General features: G+C 66.0%; 16 protein-coding genes. 7 read left to right on the top strand and 9 right to left on the bottom strand.

Annotation, left to right across the window (positions count from 1 at the left end):
- Positions 1–21: 21 nt before the first annotated feature.
- From V6U71_RS10965 to V6U71_RS10980, 4 genes are read right to left on the bottom strand one after another with little or no spacing between them, the layout of a single operon-like run.
- Entirely contained in the window at positions 22–1,866 is a 1,845-nt protein-coding gene (locus V6U71_RS10965) for a tetratricopeptide repeat protein (RefSeq protein ID WP_411342255.1), read from the bottom strand.
- 1 nt (position 1,867) lies between these two features.
- A complete protein-coding gene (prsR, locus tag V6U71_RS10970) occupies positions 1,868–3,244 on the bottom strand; it encodes a PEP-CTERM-box response regulator transcription factor (protein WP_411342256.1) in 1,377 nt (458 codons plus the stop codon).
- Positions 3,241–5,376 carry an XrtA/PEP-CTERM system histidine kinase PrsK gene (gene prsK, locus V6U71_RS10975; RefSeq protein ID WP_411342257.1) on the bottom strand — a complete coding sequence of 712 codons (2,136 nt, stop codon included), beginning with the start codon at positions 5,374–5,376 and terminating at the stop codon, positions 3,241–3,243. Before prsK ends, prsR begins: the two co-directional genes overlap by 4 nt.
- Positions 5,377–5,378: 2 nt before the next feature.
- Positions 5,379–6,767, bottom strand: coding sequence for a TIGR03013 family XrtA/PEP-CTERM system glycosyltransferase (locus tag V6U71_RS10980; RefSeq protein ID WP_411342258.1), 1,389 nt, complete (start codon positions 6,765–6,767; stop codon positions 5,379–5,381).
- A 319-nt stretch (positions 6,768–7,086) separates the two neighbouring features.
- Here V6U71_RS10980 and V6U71_RS10985 point away from each other — a divergent pair, with 319 nt between their 5' ends.
- The 5 genes from V6U71_RS10985 (at position 7,087) to V6U71_RS11005 (ending at position 14,412) form a co-directional block, all read left to right on the top strand.
- Complete coding sequence (locus tag V6U71_RS10985) at positions 7,087–7,989, top strand: carbon-nitrogen hydrolase family protein (RefSeq protein ID WP_411342259.1); 903 nt, start codon at positions 7,087–7,089, stop codon at positions 7,987–7,989.
- A gap of 231 nt (positions 7,990–8,220) precedes the next feature.
- Positions 8,221–9,192, top strand: a complete 972-nt coding sequence (locus tag V6U71_RS10990) for an NAD(P)H-dependent flavin oxidoreductase (protein WP_411342260.1) — start codon at positions 8,221–8,223, stop codon at positions 9,190–9,192.
- Between the two features lie 93 nt (positions 9,193–9,285).
- Positions 9,286–10,320, top strand: coding sequence for a mannose-1-phosphate guanylyltransferase (locus V6U71_RS10995; protein WP_411342261.1), 1,035 nt, complete (start codon positions 9,286–9,288; stop codon positions 10,318–10,320).
- A gap of 105 nt (positions 10,321–10,425) precedes the next feature.
- Positions 10,426–12,252 carry a DUF885 domain-containing protein gene (locus V6U71_RS11000; protein WP_411342262.1) on the top strand — a complete coding sequence of 609 codons (1,827 nt, stop codon included), beginning with the start codon at positions 10,426–10,428 and terminating at the stop codon, positions 12,250–12,252.
- A 99-nt stretch (positions 12,253–12,351) separates the two neighbouring features.
- Positions 12,352–14,412 (top strand): transglycosylase domain-containing protein, encoded by a 2,061-nt coding sequence (locus tag V6U71_RS11005; protein ID WP_411342263.1) that lies wholly within the window; start codon positions 12,352–12,354, stop codon positions 14,410–14,412.
- A 90-nt stretch (positions 14,413–14,502) separates the two neighbouring features.
- On the opposite strand, the gene V6U71_RS11010 is transcribed toward V6U71_RS11005, so the two are convergent.
- The 4 genes from V6U71_RS11010 to V6U71_RS11025 form a co-directional block, all read right to left on the bottom strand.
- Complete coding sequence (locus V6U71_RS11010; protein WP_411342264.1) at positions 14,503–14,841, bottom strand: hypothetical protein; 339 nt, start codon at positions 14,839–14,841, stop codon at positions 14,503–14,505.
- A gap of 40 nt (positions 14,842–14,881) precedes the next feature.
- Positions 14,882–15,217 carry a hypothetical protein gene (locus tag V6U71_RS11015; RefSeq protein ID WP_411342265.1) on the bottom strand — a complete coding sequence of 112 codons (336 nt, stop codon included), beginning with the start codon at positions 15,215–15,217 and terminating at the stop codon, positions 14,882–14,884.
- Between the two features lie 107 nt (positions 15,218–15,324).
- Entirely contained in the window at positions 15,325–16,629 is a 1,305-nt protein-coding gene (locus V6U71_RS11020) for a sensor domain-containing diguanylate cyclase (RefSeq protein WP_411342266.1), read from the bottom strand.
- A 123-nt stretch (positions 16,630–16,752) separates the two neighbouring features.
- Entirely contained in the window at positions 16,753–18,141 is a 1,389-nt protein-coding gene (locus V6U71_RS11025; RefSeq protein ID WP_411342267.1) for a helix-turn-helix domain-containing protein, read from the bottom strand.
- Positions 18,142–18,280: 139 nt separating this feature from the next.
- Between V6U71_RS11025 and V6U71_RS11030 the strand changes: the two genes are divergently transcribed.
- Both V6U71_RS11030 and V6U71_RS11035 read left to right on the top strand, forming a co-directional pair.
- On the top strand, positions 18,281–19,873 hold the full coding sequence (locus V6U71_RS11030) for an isocitrate lyase (RefSeq protein ID WP_411342268.1): 1,593 nt from the start codon (positions 18,281–18,283) through the stop codon (positions 19,871–19,873).
- 217 nt (positions 19,874–20,090) lie between these two features.
- On the top strand, positions 20,091–20,390 hold the full coding sequence (locus V6U71_RS11035; RefSeq protein WP_054588000.1) for a hypothetical protein: 300 nt from the start codon (positions 20,091–20,093) through the stop codon (positions 20,388–20,390).
- Between the two features lie 44 nt (positions 20,391–20,434).
- Here the strand turns inward: V6U71_RS11035 and V6U71_RS11040 are convergent, their stop codons facing one another.
- Positions 20,435–21,424, bottom strand: coding sequence for a TerC family protein (locus tag V6U71_RS11040; protein WP_411342269.1), 990 nt, complete (start codon positions 21,422–21,424; stop codon positions 20,435–20,437).
- Between the last annotated feature and the right edge of the window lie 21 nt (positions 21,425–21,445).

The following is a 21,445-nucleotide window of genomic DNA, read 5'->3' on the forward strand; positions in this document are numbered from 1 at the left end:
CCCTGAAACCCGACTTCGCCCTTACCGTCCGATCTGTCGCGCCTTGTCGCGCAAATCGGCGGCGCCCTGCGCATCGCCCGCTTCGGCCAGCCGGTCGGCATAGAGCCGCATGATCTCCGCATTCAGCGGCTGCAGGCGATAGGCAAGCGCGATCAGCCTCGTCGCCTGCGCGCGATCACCCTTGGCACCCCAGGCCTTCGACAATTCGCGCAGCACGACGACGTCGCGGTTGCCGATGCGGCGGCGGACGCGCTCGAAATGCGCGATCGCCTGATCCCAATGTTCGAGGTCCATCGCCAGATGACCCGCGAGCCGGTCGGCGGCGATGCTCGACGGCTGGCTGTCGCGCAGCGCAAGGATCGCGGCGCCCGACCCGGCGGCATCGCCGGCCCGGAACAGCGCATGCGCCAGCCGCAACGTCGTCCGCTCGCCCGCATCGAGATCGCGCGCCGCGCGATAGGATTGGACCGCAAGCGCGAACTGCCCGCCCGCCATCGCGGCATCGCCGAGCAGGATATGCGCGTCGGCAACCCCGCGGTTGGCATCGCGCAGCCGCGTCGCCCTCTCGATCGCGCGCCCCGCCTGCCCCGCCATGATGTCGGCGCCGATCGCCGGGATCGCCCGCGCCGGATTGAGCGGCTCGGCATCGGCGGCCATCGACAGGAACCCATAGTCGTTATCGGCCGCGAACGGCGCCGCATCGCCGCGCGACAGTGACGCCGCGCGCGCGAGATAGTCGGCCGACTCGCCGCGCCGGCCGAGTTCGGCCGCCACGCGCCCGGCCAGCAGCAGCGACCAGCTGTCGGCATCCTCGCGGTCGACGATCGGGATCAGCGCTTCGGCCGCGCCGTCGGCATCGCCGCCTGCCCAGTCCGACAGCGCGAGGATCCGCCGCGCGGTCATATTGCCCGGCTGTTCGGACAGCAGCCGGTCGGCCCAGGTCGCCGCGACGGCTTCGCCCCCCAGCTCCAGTTCGACGATCGCGCTCAGCAGCATGAAACCGGGGACTTCGTCCATCTGCCCGCGTGTCCGCTGCAACAGGCTGCGCGCCAGACGATAGTTTCCGCCGCGCGCCGCAAGGACCGCCTGCAGATAATAGATGCGCGGATTGCCGGGCGTGAGCGTCGCGGCATGGCGGAGCGCGCCGAGCATGTCGCGATAACGGCCGAGGTCGCCGAGCGTCGCCGCCTGGTCGATCAGCGCGCCGGCGTTGTCGGGATCGGCGGCGAGCGCCGCGTCATACCATTCGAGCGAGGCCGTCAGCCCTTCTTCGGTGCGGATGAGGTTCGCCTTGTAGGCGAGCGCGGCGCCGTTCGCCTTGTCGAGCTCGATCGCATAGTCGATCGCGTCGCGTGCGCCCAATGTGTCGGCATTGGCGTCGCGAAAGCGCGCGACATCGACCCACAGCGCCGAAGAGCGCGGCAGTTCGCGCACCGCGCGGTCATAGGCGTCGCGCGCTGCGCCGAGATCGCCGTCGTCGAGATGGACATTGCCAGCGACCCACGCCGCCTCGCCCATCGCTTCCGGCGCGATCGGTCCGGCGTCGAGCGTCTGGAGCGCCCGCATACCGTCGCCCTGCATGGCAAAGGCGCGCGCCAGCAGCGGGCGGAGCATCGCCTCGTTGCCGCCGGCGTCGATCGCCGCCTTCACCGCCGCTCCGGCCGCCACCCCGTCGCCCAGCCGGAACGCGATGCGCGCCAGTTCGACGCGTTCGGCGATCGCTTCCGGATTGTCGGCAACCGCGTCCTGCAATTCGGCGCGCCGCTGTTCGAGCGCCTGCCGCGTGTCGACCGGGCGCGGTCCACCGCATCCGGCCAGCATCGCCGCGATCAGCAGCGTGCCTGTCCAGAAACGGCCTTGCCTCATTTCAGGCGTGCATCCGATATTGCTTGAGCAGGTCGTAAAGCGTCGGCCGGCTGATCCCGAGCAGCTTGGCGGCCGCCGAAATATTGCCCTCGCTCTGCGTCACGGCGCGGCGGATTGCGACGCGGTCGGCCGCCTCGCGCGCGCTGCGCAGGTTCAGCCACGCCTCGTCGTCGCCGTCCGCCCCGCCCGACATGTCGAGGTCGTCCCGCGTCACCAGCTTGCCGTCGGCCATGATCACCGCACGCTTGATCCGGTTTTCCAGCTCGCGGACATTTCCCGGCCAGCGCGCCTCGTCGATCGCCTGCAACGCATCGGGCGCGAAGCCGCGCACCGCCGGGTTCATCTCCGGCGCATAATGATGGAGGAAATGCCGCGCGAGCAGCACCGCGTCGCCGGGCCGCTCGGCGAGCGCGGGGATCTTCACGACCATTTCGGCGAGCCGGTAATAAAGATCGTCGCGAAAGCTTTGCGCGGCGATCATCGCATCGAGGTCGCGGTGCGTCGCGCAGATGATGCGGGTATCGACGGCAATCGCCTTGCGCCCGCCGATGCGTTCGATCGTCCGTTCCTGCAGGAAGCGCAGCAGCTTGACCTGAAGCGGCAGCGGGATGTCGCCGACCTCGTCGAGGAACAGCGTGCCGCCATGCGCCAGTTCGATCTTGCCTTCGGTCGTCTTGACCGCGCCGGTGAAGGCGCCCTTCTCGTGCCCGAACAGCTCGCTTTCGAGCAGATTCTCGGGGATCGCGGCGCAGTTGATCGCGACGAAGGCGCCATCGCGGCGGCCGCTCGCCTCGTGCAGCCCGCGCGCCAGCAATTCCTTGCCGGTCCCGCTGGCGCCGAGCAGCATGACCGAGACGTCGAGATTGGCGACGCGCTCGATCGTCCGCGCGACCTTCAGCATCTCCGGCGCGCCGGTGATCATCCCGCCGAGGATGCGATTGTCGCTGGCGCCCTGCTCGGCGAGCCGGGCGTTTTCGACCTCGAGTTCGCGGACGTGAAAGGCGCGGCGGACGATCAATCCCAGTTCGTCGATATCGATCGGCTTTTGGTAAAAATCCCACGCGCCGCTCGCGATGGCATTGAGAGCGCTGGCGCGTTCGCCATGCCCCGATACGACGATTACCTTGGTGTCGGGTTTTGCCTCCAGAATCGCCTTCAAAACCCGAAACCCCTCGCGCGTCCCGTCGGGATCGGGCGGCAGGCCGAGGTCGAGCGTCACGACCGCGGGCTCCTCGGCGCGCAGCAGGTCGATCGCGCTGTCATGATCGCCCGCGATCAGCACCCGATAGCCGTCATAGGCCCATTTGAGCTGCGCCTGCAGCCCGGGATCGTCCTCGACGATCAGCAGCGCGGGAAGGTCGGAGCCGGTCTCGCTCATTTCGTCGTCACTTTCACTATAGAATCTGGCGCCATCGGTTCGGGCGACCCCACGTCGCCCCCTGCGCTGCCCTCCGACAGCCATAGCGAGAATTTGCTGCCGCGCCCCGGCTCGCTCGCCACGTCGATCGTCCCGCCCATCGCCTGCGCCAGTTGCAACGCCTCGAAGGCGCCGAGACCGAAACCGGCTTCCTTGGTCGAGACGAAGGGCTTGAACAATTGCTCGCGGACAAAGGCGCGGCTCATCCCGCTGCCCTCGTCGATCACGTCGATGCGCACCCGCCCCTGCTCGTTCGCCGCGACAAGCTGTACCACGCTGTCGGGCGGCGACGCGTCGATCGCGTTGGCGGCGAGTTGCTGGACGATCTGGCGAAGCGAGGCCGCATCGCCCCATGTCGCGAGCCCGGCCTGGCAGCCGACGAACAGCACCCGGCGTGGCCGCAACTCGGCCGCCACCGCCTGAAGCACCGGTTCGACGAGCACCCGCTCCGCCTCCGCCGCGCGGCCGCGCGCGCGCGGCGACAGGCGAACGAGCAGGTCCGACAGGCGGCCAGCCGAAATCTTCAGCGTCTCCACCATGTCGGCGCGGAATTCGGGCTTGTCGGCGTGGCGCTCGGCATTGCGCGCGAGCAGGCCGAGCTGGCTCGCGAGATTCTTGATATCGTGCATGATGAAGGCAAAGCGGCGGTTGAATTCATCGAAGCGCCGCGCTTCAGACAGCGCCTGCTGGCTCTGCGCCTCGGCCAGATAACTTGCCGCCTGCTGCCCCGCGATACGCAGCACGTCGAGATCCTCCCAGTCGAGCGCGCGCGAGATTGCGGGGCGGTGGAGGACGACGACCGCGATCATCCGCTGGAAATGCAGCACCGGCACGATGACCCACGCCCGCGGATCGGCGACCAGCCAGTCGGGGATCGCCAGATCGGCGGCGACGCCCGTCGCGCCGCGGCGCAGCGCGTCGAGTTCGACGATATGCCGCGTTTCCTGCAGCATGAAGGCCGACCGCAGCGACAGCGTCGTCTCGTCCGCCTCTCCCGTCGGCCAGTGCCAATGGTCGGTGACGCGAAACCCGCCGAGCGCGTCGGGGCGCATCAGCAGCGCCGCCGGGCTGCCGGTCAGTTCGGCAAGCGCCTTGGCGACGCGGCGGTGGAGATTGTCGTCGTCGGGGCCCGCCTGCTCGCCCCCGTCGCCGAGCGTCGCGGTGAAGCGCATCCATTCGGTGCGATAATCATAGCGATGCTCGAAAAAATGCTTCGAGATGGTCACCGACAGCCAGGCGCGGGCCCGGCCCGACAGAAACAACAGCCCGCCCGCACCGAGCGCGACGATCAGCGAGATGCCCTGCGCCAGATCGCCATAGTCACCCCCGACGAGCCGCGCGACCGCGCCGGTCAGCCCGATCAGGATCAGATAGGCGGCGGCGCCGAGCAGGACGATCGTCCGCATCGCCGCGGTACGCGACAATTGCATGCGCTCGCGCCCGATATCCATCGCCGCGACGACATAGGCCGGCAAGGTCAGCAGCGCCATCGCCGGGAGCAGCGCGATCAGCGCCGACGCCGGCTTGCCGGTCAGCGCGCCGAGCAACTGGAAATTGAGTTCATAGCCCCACAGCATCGCAAAACCGCCCGCGACCGCCATGACCGGCATGCGCAGCGTCGTGCTCGCGTGGCGAACACCGCCATCGATGATCAGGAGGCCGCCCGATGCGACGATCATCGCCGCAATCCCGAGCGCCGGACCCAGCCACTGTCCCGCCGCGGCGCTGTCGCGCAGATGCGCCGCCGCGCCCATGATCAGGCTGATCAGGCTGATCGTGACGAGCAACCGGACGATCAGGCGCAGCGGCCGCGACATCGGTGCCGCGGGCGACCAGAAGGTTGCGGCGAGCCAGCCGAGCATCACCGCGTTGCGCAGCGACTGCGCGACGAGCGCCTCGGACGACCCGGAATCGAAGACATAGAGCGCGGCGCACCACAGTCCGGTCGCGGCGGCGGCGGCAATCAGCCAGCGCGGTGCGGGCACCAGCACCGCCATACGCGCCCGCGGCCGCGCCAGCAGCCACAGGGTGACCCCGACGAAGCCGAGCAGCGCCAGTCCCGACAGGATGTGCGAGGCGCCCCCCAGCACCATCGTCAGCGCGCCCCCTCCGGCCACAGCACGACACGGACGGTCTGCAGCAGGATCAACAGGTCGAGGAAGGGGGAATAATTCTTGGCGTAATAGAGATCATATTCGAGCTTCACCCGCGCATCCTCGACCGACGCGCCATAGGGGTAATTGATCTGCGCCCAGCCGGTCAGGCCGGGCTTCACCATGTGCCGTTCGGCATAATAGGGTAGTTGCTGTTCGAGTTCCTCGACGAAACTCGGGCGTTCGGGGCGCGGGCCGACAAAGCTCATGTCGCCCTTCAGCACGCACCAGAGCTGCGGCAGCTCGTCGATCCGCAGCTTACGGATGATGTTGCCGACGCGGGTGATGCGCGGGTCGTTCTCGCTGGCCCACACCGCCTTGCCCGCGGCTTCGGCGTCGGTCCGCATCGACCGGATTTTCAGGATGTCATAGGGCTCGCCGAACATGCCGACGCGCGACTGGCGATAGAAGACCGGTCCCTTGCTGTCGAGTTTCACCGCGATCGCGGCGATCAGCATCAGCGGCAGGCCGATGACCAGTACGAGCAGGCTGGCGAGGATGTCGAACACGCGCTTGCCCGCCTTCGAAATCCGCTGCCCCGCCGAAAAGCCGTCCGAAAAGATCAGCCCGCTGGGGTTGGTCGTCGCAAGGTCGACGCGTCCCGTTTCACGCTCGATGAAACTCGCGATATCGTTGACATGGACCCCCGTCGTCTTGACGCGCAGCAGGTCGGCCAGCGGCAAGGCGTTGCGCCGTTCCTCGAGCGCCAGCACGACCTCGCCGGCGCCGAGCGCGACGACATGATCGGACAGGTTGGCGATCTTCTCGCGCGGCACCGCGCGCGTCATCGTCCTTTCGACATCGGCCATCGCGACGAAGCCGGCGATCGTCAGCCCGCTTCCCGGCTGGTCGGCCAGCGCCTGCAACCGCGCCGCGCGCGGCCCGGCGCCGAGCACGAGGACGCGGCGGCGAAACGCCTCGGGCGCCGCGGTCTGGGTCAAGGCAAGCCGGATCAGCAACAGGGCGGCGATCGCGATTACCATCGCGTAGAGGCTGTTGGCGCGCCACAGCGTCGCCGTCGGCAACAGGAACCCCACCACCGCGAGGAAAATGACGCCCAGCGATACGGCGACGAGCAGCCGCGCGGTCGCGAAACGCATCGAACGCAGCGCCTCGGTCCCGTACATGCCGGTCGCCATCATCGCGAGCGAATTGGCGATCGCGAAGGTCGCAACGGGAAGCAGGCGGTCGCCGAACGTCCCCGCGTCGAAATCGGCCTGGTGCGCGTAAATGTGCCACGCCCCCTCGGCCGACAGGAGCAGCGCGAGGAAATCGACCAGCGCCAGCCAGACGACCGCATGGGGGACATAATGTTTGAACAAACGGAACATGCAGCACTGCGCCCTTTCGGGCTGCGACCCTAAGCGACAGGCGTGAAGTGTCGGTTAATTTTACACATGTTTATGCCGGGTCGGGATGGGCTGTAAACCGAAAGTTGGGATGGGTGGTTTCGGCCGGTAGTGGCCAAACAATCGTCGCCCCCGCGAAGGCGGGGGCCGCTATCGGCCTTGCTCAATGCTGCCAGCGGCCCCCGCCTTCGCGGGGGCGACGAATATGGAACGGCAGTTCACCACCCCAAAGCGGACATTCGCCTCACCCTCCCCGGCATCCCGATGGACAGCAGCCCGGGAGCGAGCCTAAAAGCCCGCCATGACCGCACCCGCTACGCCCGCCGCCGCCCCCGACAAGATTCGCGTCGCCGCCGTTCAATACAGGTTGCACGGCATTTCAGCGCCCGACGAACTCGAACGGCAGGTCGAATATTTCACCGCCTCGGCATCGGATTACGGGTGCGATTTCATCACCTTCCCCGAGCTGTTTCCGATGCAGTTGCTCTCGCCCGCGCGCCTGTCCGCCGCCGCGGCGATGGACGCGATCGACGCGCTGACCCCGCGCTTCAACGCCTTTATGGCCGGTCTTGCGCAGCAATATCGGATCAACATCATCGGCGGCTCGCATCCGGTGCGGATCGCCAGCGGTGCGATGCGCAACCGCGGCCATATCTTCCTGCGCGACGGCACCACGCACCATCGCGACAAGATCCATCCCACCCCCTCCGAGCGCGAGACATGGGGGATCGAGGGCGGCACTACGTGCGATGCCGACGTCATCGAGACCGATTGCGGGCCGGTCGGCCTGATGATCTGTTACGACAGCGAATTTCCCGAACTCGCGCGCCGCCTCGTCGATCAGGGCGCGACGGTGCTGTTCGTCCCCTATTGCACCGACGACCGCCGCGGCCATTTGCGCGTCCGCTATTGCTGCGCGGCGCGCGCGGTCGAAAATCAATGCTATGTCGTGACCGCAGGGGTTACCGGCAACCTGCCGAACGTCTTCAACATGGACATCCACCACGCCGAAAGCGCGATCCTGACGCCGTCGGATTTCCCCTTCGCCCGCGACGGCATCGCGGCCGAAGTCACACCGAACAGCGAAGGCATGGCGGTCGCCGACCTCTCGCTCGCCGACCTGCGCAAGGCTCGCGAAGGCGGCGCGGTCCGCAATCTCGCCGACCGGCGGCTCGATCTCTACAAGGTCGAATGGCTCGATTGAGCGCCGTCCCTACACTCCCGTCATCCCGGGCTTGACCCGGGACCCGCCTCTCTTGGCACGCTCGAAAGACAAGGCAGGCCCGGGGTCAAGCCCGGGGTGACGAAGAAGGACAGGGCCGCTTCCGGCCGAACCCCCCATTTCTTCCGCCCGCACAATTCACTCCGGCTCCCCCCTTGCGCAGCTTTCCGTTTACGTTAAGGTCAGTTGCAATTGGCAACCGGAGAGTGATTCATGGCCCTTCCCCCGATTTTCGACCGTCTGCGCCTGCCCGTCATCGGTTCGCCCTTGTTTATCGTTTCGGGCCCCGATCTGGTGATTGCGCAGTGCAAGGCGGGAATCGTCGGCAGCTTTCCGGCGCTTAACGCGCGCCCGCAGACGTTGCTCGACGAGTGGCTGCACCGGATCACCGAGGAACTGGCGGCGTGGGACCGCGACAATCCCGATCGCCTGTCGGCGCCCTTCGCGGTCAACCAGATCGTCCACAAGTCGAACGACCGCCTCGAACAGGACATCGCGACCTGCGAAAAGTGGAAGGTGCCGATCACCATCACCTCGCTCGGCGCGCGCGAGGAGCTCAATCAGGCCGTCCACAACTGGGGCGGCATCACGCTGCATGACGTCATCGACGACCGCTTCGCGCGCAAGGCGGTCGAAAAGGGCGCCGACGGGCTGATTCCGGTCGCGGCGGGCGCCGGCGGACATGCCGGCCGCCAGTCGCCGTTCGCGCTCGTGCAGGAAATCCGCGAATGGTTCGACGGCCCGGTCGCGCTGTCGGGCGCGATCGGCCATGGCCGCTCGATCCTCGCCGCGCAGGCGTGCGGCGCCGACCTCGCCTATATCGGCAGCGCCTTCATCGCGACGGCCGAGGCGAATGCCGAGGACGGATACAAGAACGGCATCGTCGAGGGGCGCGCCGCCGACATCGTCTATTCGAACCTCTTCACCGGGGTGCACGGCAATTATCTCCGCCAGTCGATCGTCGCCGCGGGCATGGACCCCGAAAATCTTCCCGAAGGCGATTTGAAGACGATGAACTTCGGTTCGGGCGGCAACACCAAGGTCAAGGCGTGGAAGGATATCTGGGGTTCGGGCCAGGGTATCGGCCCGGTCAGCGCTGTCCGCCCGGTGGCCGAATTTGTCGCCGAACTCGAAGCGCAATATGCCGCCGCACGGCGCGAGTTGGCGGCGAAGGTTCGTCTCTGACAAAGATGATGCAGATTGAGCGCACGAGACGCTATTCGCCGTATCCTGCCGATATGGCGTGACCATCGCCGCGCGGCGCGATAGGCTTGCGGCATGACCCTCATGATCCAGCCCGTCATCCTCTGCGGTGGCGCGGGCACCCGCCTGTGGCCCGAATCGCGTGGCACGCGTGCAAAGCAATTCCTGCTGCTGCACGGCCAGCGCAGCCTGTTCCGCCAGACCGTCGAGCGCACCCCCGCCGGCCCCGATTTCCTGCCGCCTATCGTGCTGTGCGGTGACGGCCATGTCGCGATGGTCCGCGAACAGATGGACGATCGCGAGGAGATGCTGCTCGTCGAACCGATGCCGCGCAACACCGCCGCCGCCATCGCGCTCGCCGTCGCGCAGGCCGATGCCGATACGCTGCTGCTCGTGATGCCGAGCGACCATGTGATTACCGACGTCGCGGCGTTTCACGCCGCCATCGGCAAGGGTGTGCGGCTCGCACAACGGGACTGGCTCGTCACCTTCGGCATCACGCCCGATCGCCCCGAAACCGGCTTCGGCTATATCGCCGCCGGAGCAGCGCTTGGCGAAGATGGCTTCGCAGTCGACCGGTTCGTCGAAAAGCCACCGCTCGCCGATGCCGAGGCGATGCTGGCGGCGGGCGGATATAGCTGGAACGCCGGCATTTTCCTGTTCCGCGCCGGCCGGATGCGCGACGCGATGCTGACCCATTGCCGCCCGATCTTCGAAGCGGCGGACAAGGCGCTCGCGGCGGGGATGCGCGATGGCGACGCCGTCTATGCCGACGCCATCGAATTCGCCAGGGCGCCGTCCGACTCGATCGACTATGCCGTGATGGAAAAGGACGATCGCGTCGCCGTCGTCCCTGCGGCGATGGGCTGGTCCGATCTTGGCAACTGGCACACGATCCACGCGCTCGCCGAAAAGGACGGCGCCGACAATGCCGTCACCGGCGACGCCTTTCTGCACGAAAGCCGCGGCAATCTGGTCCGCGCCGGCGACAAGCGCGTGTCGATCCTCGGCATGAACGATATCGCGGTGATCGTCGACGGCGACGACATCCTGGTCATCCCGCTCGAACGGTCACAAGAGGTGCGCGCCGCGGCGAAGGCGCGCGAATAGAGCGCCGCGACATCAAGCGCTTGCGCCAGCGGCGTCTTGCTATAACAGTACACCTATGAGGCGCGGGCCGAGGGCCCCGCCAAGCTCGATTCCGGGAGATCCAACATGCTCGAACGTCGTACCCTGCTGGCCGCCGCGGCGGCCTCCTCGCTGCTCGCGGCCATGCGCTCGCCCGCGCAGGCGGCGCTCGCGGCGCCCGACGGCGAGGGCGCAAAGCTCACCGCGCTCTACGAGCGCATCTATAATATGCTCGTCGACCAGGACCCCGAATTCGCGACCGCGCTCGGGCTCGACAAGGGCGAGCGTGCTGCGGCGAAATCGAAGCTCGCCGACCGCTCGCCCGCCGGGATCAAGCGCGGGCAGGATCTCTACCGCCTTGGCCTCAAGGAACTGCAGGCGATCGACGCGTCGAAGCTGTCGGGGATGGACCTCGTCAACTACGACACCTTCCGCGGCCCGTGGGAAGATTATGTCAAGGCTTACGACAGCTTCTCCTACGGTCTTCATAGCTGGCCCGAACCGCATCCGGTGACCCAGCTCAGCGGCACCTATCGCTCGATCCCCGACTTCCTCGTCAACCAGCACAGCATCGCGAACGCCGCCGATGCCGAGGCCTATCTGGCGCGCTGCATCGATTTCGCGGCGCAGCTCGACAATGAGACGGGGCGGATCAAGGACGACCATGCCGCGGGCATCATTCCGCCCGATTTCGTGATCGACCGCACGCTGAACCTGTTCGAGAGCATCATGGCGCCCGCCCCCGACGCCAATGTGCTAACGAAGAATATCAAGGCGAAGACGGCCGAAATCCCCGGCGAATGGGCCAGCCGCTGCGCCGCGATCATCAAGGACAAAATCTATCCGGCGATGCAGCGGCAGGCCGGCGAACTGCGCGCGGTTCGCCCGCGCGCGACGCACGACGCCGGGGTCTGGCGCCTGCCCAAGGGCGACGAATATTATGCCTATGCGCTGCGCTATGCGACGACCACGGGCATGTCGGCCGAGGAGGTGCACAAGCTGGGGCTCGACCGCATGGCCGAGTTGTCGGCGCGCGCCGACGCGATCTTCAAGGAACAGGGGATGAGCAAGGGCAGCGTCGCCGAACGGATGCGCGCGCTCGGCAAGGATCCGCGCTTCATCTATCCGAACACCGACGCCGGCAAGGCCGACCTGATCGCCAAGCTCAACGAGCAGATCCAGGAAATGCAGCGCCGCCTGCCCGAAGCCTTCGGCCGCCTGCCGAAAGCCAAATGCGATATCCGCCGCGTGCCGCCGGAGATCGAGGCAGGCGCACCGGGCGGCTATTACCAGATCCCCGCGCTCGACGGCTCGCGCCCCGGTGCTTATTATATCAACCTGCGCGATACCGCCGAAAATCCGTCGTGGACGCTGCCGACGCTGACCTATCACGAAGCGACGCCCGGCCATCACCACCAGATCGCGCTCGCACAGGAAGCCGAAGGCATCCCGAGCCTCCGCCGCCTCCCCGCTTACTCGGTCTATACCGAAGGCTGGGGGCTTTATGCCGAACAGCTCGCCGACGAGATGGGCGTCTATGCCAGCGATCCGTGGGGCCGCCTCGGCTATCTGCAAAGCTATATGTTCCGGGCCGCGCGCCTCGTCGTCGACACCGGGCTCCACCATTATCGCTGGAGCCGCGAGAAGGCGATCCAATATTATAACGAGGCGCTCGGCACCCCCGAGGGATCGAACGTCACCGAGATCGAACGCTATTGCGTCTGGCCGGGCCAGGCGACGAGCTACATGGTCGGCCAGACGAGTTGGGTCCGCATCCGCGAAGCGGCGAAGGCGGCGCTCGGCGACAAATTCGACCTCCGCGGCTTCCACGATACCGCGCTGTCGGCGGGCGCGATGCCGATCGAGGTGCTCGAATCGGTGATCGAACGGTGGACGGCGGGACTCAAGGCGTAAGGACGGCCGCCGATCCTCCCTGCCGCACCACGGCAGGGAGGACCCGCATGTTCAAGATATTTGCTTATGCTGTGTTGGCCCTGTAATACGGGGCGGTAGATGCTGTTTTTTCGCCGCCCCGCCACCCCCCAGCCCGAGCCCGTTCCGGCGGGTCTCCCGCCCTTTGCGGATGCCGCGCAGCCTGCGCCCGCGGCGCCGCTGTCACCGCGCCGCAAGTGGCTGCGCCGCATCTCGCGCGGCTTTGCGATCTTTTCGATCCTCTTCATCCTGCTCGTCGGCTGGCTCGCGATCACCGCGCCGCTGTCGAAATCGCTCGAACCGATCGCGCCGCCGCAGATCACCCTGCTCGCCTCCGACGGCACGCCGATCGCGCGCATGGGCGCGGTTGTCGACACGCCGGTCAAGGCCGCCGCGCTGCCGAAACATGTCACGGGCGCTTTCCTCGCGATCGAGGACCGGCGCTTCTACACCCATTGGGGGGTCGATCCGCGCAGCATCGCGCGCGCGGTGTGGAGCAACGTCACCGGCGGCCGCACGCAGGGCGGCAGCACGATCACCCAGCAACTCGCCAAATTCACCTTCCTGACCCCGAAACGCACGCTGGGACGCAAGGCGCGCGAAGCTCTGATCGCCTTCTGGCTCGAAGCCTGGCTGAGCAAGGACGAGATTCTCGAACGCTATCTTTCCAACGCCTATTTCGGCGACAACACCTATGGCCTGCGCGCCGCGTCGATGCATTATTTCCACCGTCAGCCCGAAAAACTCACCCCGGCGCAAGCGGCGATGCTCGCGGGGCTGGTGCAGGCTCCGTCGCGCCTCGCGCCGACGCGCAACCCCGATCTCGCCAAAAAGCGCATGCTCCTCGTCGTCGATGCGATGGTCGACACCGGCTATCTGACCGCCGGCGAGGCAAAGGCGATCCGTCCGCCGCGCCTCGACGTCCGCACGAAGGGCGCGCTACCGACGGGGACCTATTTCGCCGACTGGGCCCTGCCCGAGGCACGCAAGCTCAGCGACGTCGGCTATGCGCGCCAGACGATCCGCACCACGCTCGATTCGCGGCTGCAGGCGGCCGCCCGCCGCGCGATCAACGGCGCCAGCCTCGGCAAGGCGCAGGTCGCGCTCGTCGCGATGCGCCCGAATGGCGAGGTCGTCGCGATGGTGGGCGGACGCGATTACGCCGACTCCCCGTTCAACCGGGTGACGCAGGCGCGGCGCCAGCCGGGATCGACCTTCAAGCTGTTCGTCTATCTCGCCGCGCTCCGCGCCGGCTGGGAACCCGGCGATACGATCGCCAACGGCCCGATCGAAACCGGCTCCTACCGTCCGAAAAATGCCGGCGACGCCTATTCGAAGACGATCACGCTCGAGGATGCCTTTGCCTCGTCGAGCAACGTCGCCGCGGTCCGCCTGTTGCGCGAGGTCGGCGACGACAAGGTGATCGACATGGCGCGCGACCTTGGCGTCACCGCGCCGCTCGCCAGCGGCGATCCCAGCCTTGCGCTCGGCACGTCGAGCATGACCTTGCTCGAACTCACCGCGGCCTATGCCGGGGTGGCAGCGAACGCCTACCCCGTCGCCCCGCATGCGTTCAAGGCCGAGGAGCCGGGCTGGTTCGAGCGCTTTTTCTCCGGCCCCGACAGTTTCCGCTCGGGCGTGCATGACGATATAGAACAGATGCTCCGCGCTGCGGTCAATCGCGGCACCGGCCGCGCGGCGCGACTGCCGCAGGCCAATTTCGGCAAGACGGGAACCAGCCAGGACAATCGCGACGCGCTGTTCGTCGGCTATGCGAACGGCCTTGTCGTCGGCGTGTGGGTCGGCAACGACGATAATTCGCCGCTGAAGGGCGTATCGGGCGGCGGCGTGCCCGCGCGCATCTGGCGCAGCTTCATGACCGACGCCAGCGGCGCGAAGCAGCGTTCCGCTCCTGCGGCGAAAAACCCCGCCGGCCCGGTCGAACCGCTCGACATACCCGACATCGGTGCCATTCCGGTCGGCGAGACGACACGCGTCGGCGTACAGGACGGCAATGCAGTGGTCTCGACCGAAATCGGCGGCACGCGGATCGACCTGAAACTGCCGCTGGGCGGAAACCGCCCGGCCGAAACACCGCCGCCCGCGCCGACGCCGCCGCCTCAGCCGGCGCAACGCGAATAGGTGGCACTCGTAGTCGGGGGAACGGAGCTGTCGGCTTTGGGGTGGGGAGCGGACAAACAGGTTTTGCCGGGAGGATCAAATCGGGGGTAGTTAGTCCCATGCCTCTAAGGGTTCATCGAATACCCGCACGTTGTATTTGACCCGAAGGGCGTCGATGACTTGCTGAACATGTGGGCCGGCGGTGCAGGATTTCACCTGATGTGTCATCGACGTGAAGGTATCGATCGCCACCTTGTCAGCGCCATCCATGATCCAAATCCATGAATCTCCCTGGAGTCCTGCTTCCACGCTGGAGAAACAGCCCTTCAGAGTTTTCACCAAGTCTGCATGCGTATCCGCATAGTTTTCATGACCAGCCAATTCCGCGAAAATCATTTTTCCCACGACCTTGTGCCCTTCAAAAGTTCTGCAATGGGTCGGTTGCTGCATTTCCGTCCGATTCAAGGCGATTGCCCGAAATGGGGAGCCTCTATGCCTTCATACCATCCAGAATCGATTGCGCTTCGGCGCGGATTTGGCCCATTTCAGAGGATGCTAAAATCGCCTCGACATCCCCCGACGTTTTATCGACAAGATCACAAAACCTCTCTCCCAGAGCCATGATCCGTGCGTCCCAAGGCCCGAACACCGGTCGTCTAGCTTTGACATTTAGCGACAGGTTACTGCCGAAGAGCATCGAATGGCATAGCTCTTCCGGCACGCACATGACGCTCTGATCACGTCCCATCCAGTAATAGTCTTGGAAGTCCTTGTCGCTCAGCTCTTGAAGAGCCTCTAGCACTGCTTCTTTGTTCGGTTTGAACATGTCGGGCTTGCCTTGCTGCGATAGTTGCCAGTGGCTCTTTGGCCAAAAGGTCGAATGTCCACAATCGACCGAAACCGGCTAAGCCTTACACCGGTCGCTTCCCGCCGCTACGCGGTCGTCGCCCTTCGCTCGTCGAGCCGCACCACATGAACGCGATTCCGGCCTTCGGCCTTGGCCTGGTAGAGTGCCCGGTCGCACTGTTTGAGTAGCTCGACAGGGCCGACATCGGCGAGTTCGGGCGCAACGACGCTCCCGCAACTGATCGTCAGCATCGGGCCGACCGGCGACCCCCGGTGGGCGATCTGCCGTTTCGCGAGTTCCGCGATGATATGGTCGAGGATCGGTTCGGGCTCGTCGACGCCGGGCAGCATCAACAGATATTCGTCGCCGCCATAGCGCACCGCGAGATCATAGGGGCGCCGCGCCACCGACTGCAATATTTCGGCCACCGCCTTCAGCGCCTCGTCGCCGCGCACATGTCCCTCGGCATCGTTGTACAGTTTGAAATGATCGACATCGATCATCGCGAGCGTCAGCGGCTCGCCGGTTCGCGTCGCGTGAAAACAGGCCTTCGCCAGTTCTTCGTCGAGCCGCCGCCGGTTTGCGAGGCCGGTCAGCGGATCTTCGCGCGTCTGCTGTTCGAGCCGCGCCGTCGCATGCTGCACGTCGGTGACGTCGACGACGAAGCCGACCGCCCGCACTGGCAAGCCATCGTCGTCCGCGACGACCGAAGCGGTCGAACGGATCCAGCGTATCTCCCCGTCGGGCCGGACGATGCGGAAGACGATGCCGTAATTGTCTGCGTTGTCGGCGATCCTGCTCGCCGCCTGATGGACTTCGGTCGCGCGGTCGGCGTCGTCGGGATGGATGAAGCCGCGGAATTCGGCAATCGACCGGATCGGGCGCGCGGGGTCGCGGCCCATGATATGATACCATTGCGGGTCGCACTGCATCGCGTCGCGGGCGATATCATAGTCCCAGATGCCCAGCCCGCCGACCGCCGCCGCGATCGCCAGCCGCTCGTGCGCCGCACGCAGGTCGGCGGTGCGATCGTCGGTGCTCTCGGCCTCGGCCACGTCCAGCGCGACACCGAGGAACAGCTTGCGGCCGTCGACGACCTGACAGGTCAGCCGGACCTCGACCGGAAAGCGCGATCCGTCCTTGTGGACCGCGACGTCGCGATAGCTCATCGACAGCCCGGCGCGCGCCGCCTGCCAGGTCGCCAGATTGGCTTCCTTCGCCTCGCCGCCCGAAATATCGAGGATCGACATGCCCAGCAGTTCGTCGCGGGTGTAGCCGAGGTCGGTGCAGCAACGCTCGCTGAGATCGAGCAGGCGCCCGGTTTCGTCATGGACAAAAAAGCCGTCGGGCACGCCTTCCAACAGGGTTCGAAAGCCTTCGGCGCTGATCATGTTCAATGTCGGACCTCATGCATCGTCTGTCGGCCTATCGTGCCAGCTTTCAATCCGCTTCGCTAGGGTGTGCGACAAGGTTCGTCCAAATTGCCCGCTATTCCAGCGCCCTGCGCGGCATCGCTAGTCCGCGGCGAAATCGAACGCGCTGACCCCGCGCTCGCCTTCGCGGAAGCGCAGCGGCCGGCCGAGCGGCGGCATCGAACGCTGGACGCAGCCGTTGCGCGTGCAGCGGCGGCAACCAAGACCGATCGGCGTGGCAGGCGACCGCATCAGGTCGATCCCGCGCGCAGCGATCAGCGGCGCGGCGACCTTCGCGTCGACGCCGACACACACCGCAAAGCGCGCGGGCGTGCCGCTGCCGGTCGCGCCGGGCGCCGCGACCGAGCGCGACTGGGTGAACCAGCGCGACCCGTCCTCCAGCTCGACAAGGTCGGCGACGACCTCCCCCGGTCGCGCGAACGCGTCGTGTACGCCCCACAGCGGACACCGCGCGTCGCCATCGACCAGCGGCGACTGGCTGGCCCCGGCATAGCGCTTGCTCCCCTGCCCGGCGCGATCGATGCGCAACATGAAGAAGGGCAGCCCGCGGGCGCCGACGCGCTGGAGCGTGGTCAGCCGGTGGGCCACCTGCTCGAAACCCGCGCCGAAACGCCGCTGGAGCAGCAGCAGGTCGTAACCGGTCGCGTCGCATGCGCGGAGGAACCGGCCGTAGGGCATCATCAGCGCCGCGGCGAAATATTGGATCAGGTGGCGCTCGAACAACCGCGCCGCCGCGTTTTCGGCAAATTCGGCGCCGGCGACGAGCGCATCGATCTCGTCCTTCGCCTCGATCTGGGCGAGCGTCGCCGCGGCCTGGAAGGTGCGCGAAGCCGGACGCAGCAGTTCGTTCAGCATCAACTGCCGCGCGTGCCAGTCGAGCCAGCGGAGGCGGTCGGGCATCACGTCGCTCGGCAGGATACGGATGCCGAGCTGATGGCGCGTGCGCAAACGCTCCGAAATCGTCCCGTACAGGTCGCCGCCCGCGAGGCGCAGTTCGTCCGCCAGTTCCTCGGCGCGCGCGTCGAGATCGGGGAAATGGTTGCGCCATTTCTCGATCGCGCGGCGCACCGCGGCAACTTCGGGCGCATCGCCTTGCGCTTCGGCGCGGCCCTCGGGTGCGGCATCGAACAGCCGCGCAAAGGCCGCGGCGGTCGCGGGGGTGCTTTGCAGCCATTCCTCGACCTCCTGCGCCCCGATACCGAGATCGGCGAAGCGCGGATCGGCAAGCCGCCGCCGTAGTCCGGCGATGCCCCCAGGCAGGTCCTCGGCGCCGAGCTTTGCGGCATCGAAACCGAAGCGTTCGGCGAGTTTGACGATCACCGTGGCGGAAAGCGGCCGCTGGCCATGCTCGATCAGGTTGAGGTAGCTCGGCGAAATGGCGAGCGCCTCGGCCATCGCCGCCTGCGTCATCCCCGCCTCGCGGCGCACCTTGCGCACCGCCGGCCCCGCAAACACTCGCCGCTCCGCCATATTTGTAACTTTCTTTACTAATTTACACGCATTTTTACACCTAAATGCCATATTTCACAAATATTATTGACAAAGCTTTTCACTTTGTGCGGCACTTTCGCCACCTTCCACCCATCACCTCCGCACAAGGATCAAGACGATGGGTTATCAGGAAGACATGGCGCAGGCTGGCCGCCTCATCCGCGATTACGACGGCACGTGGGATGGCATAAGCGGCGAAAGCGTCGCCCGCATGCGCGCCCAGAACAAGTTCCGCACCGGCATCGACATCGCGCGCTATACCGCGCGGATCATGCGCGCCGACATGGCCGCCTATGACGCCGATCCCGCGAACTACACCCAGTCGCTCGGCTGCTGGCACGGCTTCATCGCGCAGCAGAAGATGATCTCGATCAAGAAGCATTTCGGCACCGTCAAGGGCCGCTACATCTATCTCTCGGGCTGGATGATCGCCGCGCTGCGCAGCGAATTCGGTCCGCTGCCCGACCAGTCGATGCACGAAAAGACCAGCGTCCCGGCGCTGATCGAGGAAATCTACACCTTCCTGCGCCAGGCCGACGCCCGCGAACTCGGCATGCTGTTCCGCGACCTCGACGCCGCGCGCGCCGAGGGCGACGAGCTCAAGGCCAAGCAGGTCCAGGCCGCGATCGACAATCATGAAACGCACGTCGTGCCGATCATCGCCGATATCGACGCGGGCTTCGGCAACGCCGAGGCGACCTATCTGCTCGCCAAGAAGATGATCGAAGCCGGCGCCTGCGCGCTCCAGATCGAAAATCAGGTCTCGGACGAAAAGCAGTGCGGCCACCAGGACGGCAAGGTCACCGTGCCGCACGAGGACTTCATCGCGAAAATCCGCGCCTGCCGCTACGCCTTCATGGAACTCGGCGTCGAGGATGGCATCATCGTGACGCGCACCGACAGCCTCGGCGCGGGCCTGACCAAGCAGATCGCCTTCTCGAAAGAAGCCGGCGACCTTGGCGACCAGTATAACAGCTTCCTCGATTGCGAAGAGGTCGAAGGCGCGGGCAACCCCGGCGACGTGCTGATCAACCGCGACGGCAAGCTGGTGCGCCCGAAGCGTCTTCCGTCGAACCTCTATCAGTTCCGTTCGGGAACCGGCGAGGACCGCTGCGTGATGGATTGCATCGCCAGCCTGCAAAATGGGGCCGACCTGCTGTGGATCGAAACCGAAAAGCCGCATATCGAACAGATTGCCGGCATGGTCGACCGTATCCGCGAAGTCGTCCCCAATGCGAAGCTCGCCTACAACAACTCGCCGAGCTTCAACTGGACGCTTAACTTCCGCCAGCAGGTGTTCGACGCGTGGAGCGCCGAGGGCAAGGACGTCAGCGCCTATGACCGCGCCAAGCTGATGAGCGCCGATTATGACGCGACGCCGCTGGGCGAAGAGGCCGACAATCGCATCCGCACCTTCCAGCGCGACGCGGCGAAGCGGGCAGGTATCTTCCACCACCTGATCACGCTGCCGACCTATCACACCGCGGCGCTCAGCACCGACAATCTCGCCAAGCAATATTTCGGCGACGAAGCGATGCTCGGCTACGTCAAGGGCGTCCAGCGCGCCGAAATCCGCCAGGGCATCGCCTGCGTGAAGCACCAGAATATGTCGGGCAGCGACATCGGCGACGACCACAAGGAATATTTCGCCGGCGAAGCAGCCCTCAAGGCTGCGGGCAAGGACAATACGATGAACCAGTTCGCCGCCTGATCCCGAATTGGCGCGGGGCGTTATGGCCCCGCGCCTCCCGAGCTTTCCTGGGGAGGAAAGCCTGTCCGTCGGAAGCCTCCGGGCCTCCGGCGGACATTTTTTGGTGCGCCGCAGACGAATTCGTAAAGAAACTTGTCGGTTTGGCCCTTGTCAGAACGCGGGGCTTGTGAAATTATGTTGCAATGCACAACGAATTTATCCCGGCGGCGGCCTGCGCATGAGCGATACCCGCCTCAAGATGATGGAAGCCATCGCGCGGCGGCGAAAGGTCACCGCCCAATATAATGGCAACCAGATGCTGCTTGCCCCGCACCTGATGTTCGAGCGGCGGGGCGACCTGTTCGTCAGCGCCCTCAACCTCAGCAAGAACTGGCGTTCAGCCGACGACTGGCGCCTCGGCTATTTCAAGCTCGACGGTCTTGCCGCGACCGAGGTACAGGAAGAGGGTTTCGACCCGCTCCCGACCTATGAGGCGGTGCCGCCGCACGAAGAGGATACGCTGGTTCTCGCGATCTGAGGGGCGGACACGCGAACGCCCGCCCCTCTTTTCGGACGCGGCCGCTACATCGGCAGCGCCGCCTTCCCTTCTTCGCGCGTCTTGACCAGCGACCAGATCACCCCGCCCGCGATCAGCGCCACGGTGACGCCAAGGCTGACCAGCGGCGGGAATTTGTCGCCGCCCAGCACGAAGTCGGCGACGAATATCTTCGATCCGATAAAGACGAGCACCAGCGCGAGCGCATATTTGAGATAGTGGAAGCGGTGCACCATCGCCGCGAGCGCAAAATAAAGCGCGCGCAGGCCAAGAATCGCCATGATGTTCGAGGTGTAGACGATGAAGGTGTCGGTGGTGATCGCGAAGATCGCCGGCACGCTGTCGACCGCGAACACGAGGTCGGCGAGGTTGATCACCACGAGCGCGAGGAAGAGCGGCGTCGCCGCGAGAACCAGCTTGCCCGTCTTCGTATCGGGCACCCGCACGAAGAATTTCTCGCCATGCAATTCGTTCGTGATCGGGATGTGGCGTGACAGCCATTTGACGACGGGATTGCCCGCAACGTCCATCGGCTTTTCGCCCGCGAACAGCATCTTCACGCCGGTGAAGACGAGGAAGGCGGCAAAGACATAGAGCAGCCAGCCATATTCGGTCACCAGCGCGGCGCCGCCCGCGATCATGATCCCGCGCAGCACGATCACCGCGACGATGCCCCAGAGGAGCGCGCGATACTGATAGCGCGGCGGGATGGCGAAGGTCGCGAAGATCAGCGAGATGACAAAGATATTGTCGATCGACAGCGCCTTCTCGATGAAGAAGCCGGTGAAATATTGGAGGCCCGCCTCGCCGCCCTTCGCGGCCCAGATCCAGCCGCCGAATGCCAGCGCGATGCCGATATAGAGGGTGGAGAGCTTCAAGCTCTCCTTGATGCACATTTCCTTGTTTTCCTTGTTCAATATGCCAAGGTCAAAGGCGGTCAGCGCGACCACGAGCGTGATGAAGGCGAGCCAGAACCAGGCCGGGGTACCCAGCCAGTCGGCGAAAAGAAAATCCATGATGACGATCCCTGGAACGCG

Origin of the sequence: Sphingopyxis sp. J-6 (assembly GCF_046603995.1) — a bacterium.
Lineage (GTDB): Bacteria > Pseudomonadota > Alphaproteobacteria > Sphingomonadales > Sphingomonadaceae > Sphingopyxis.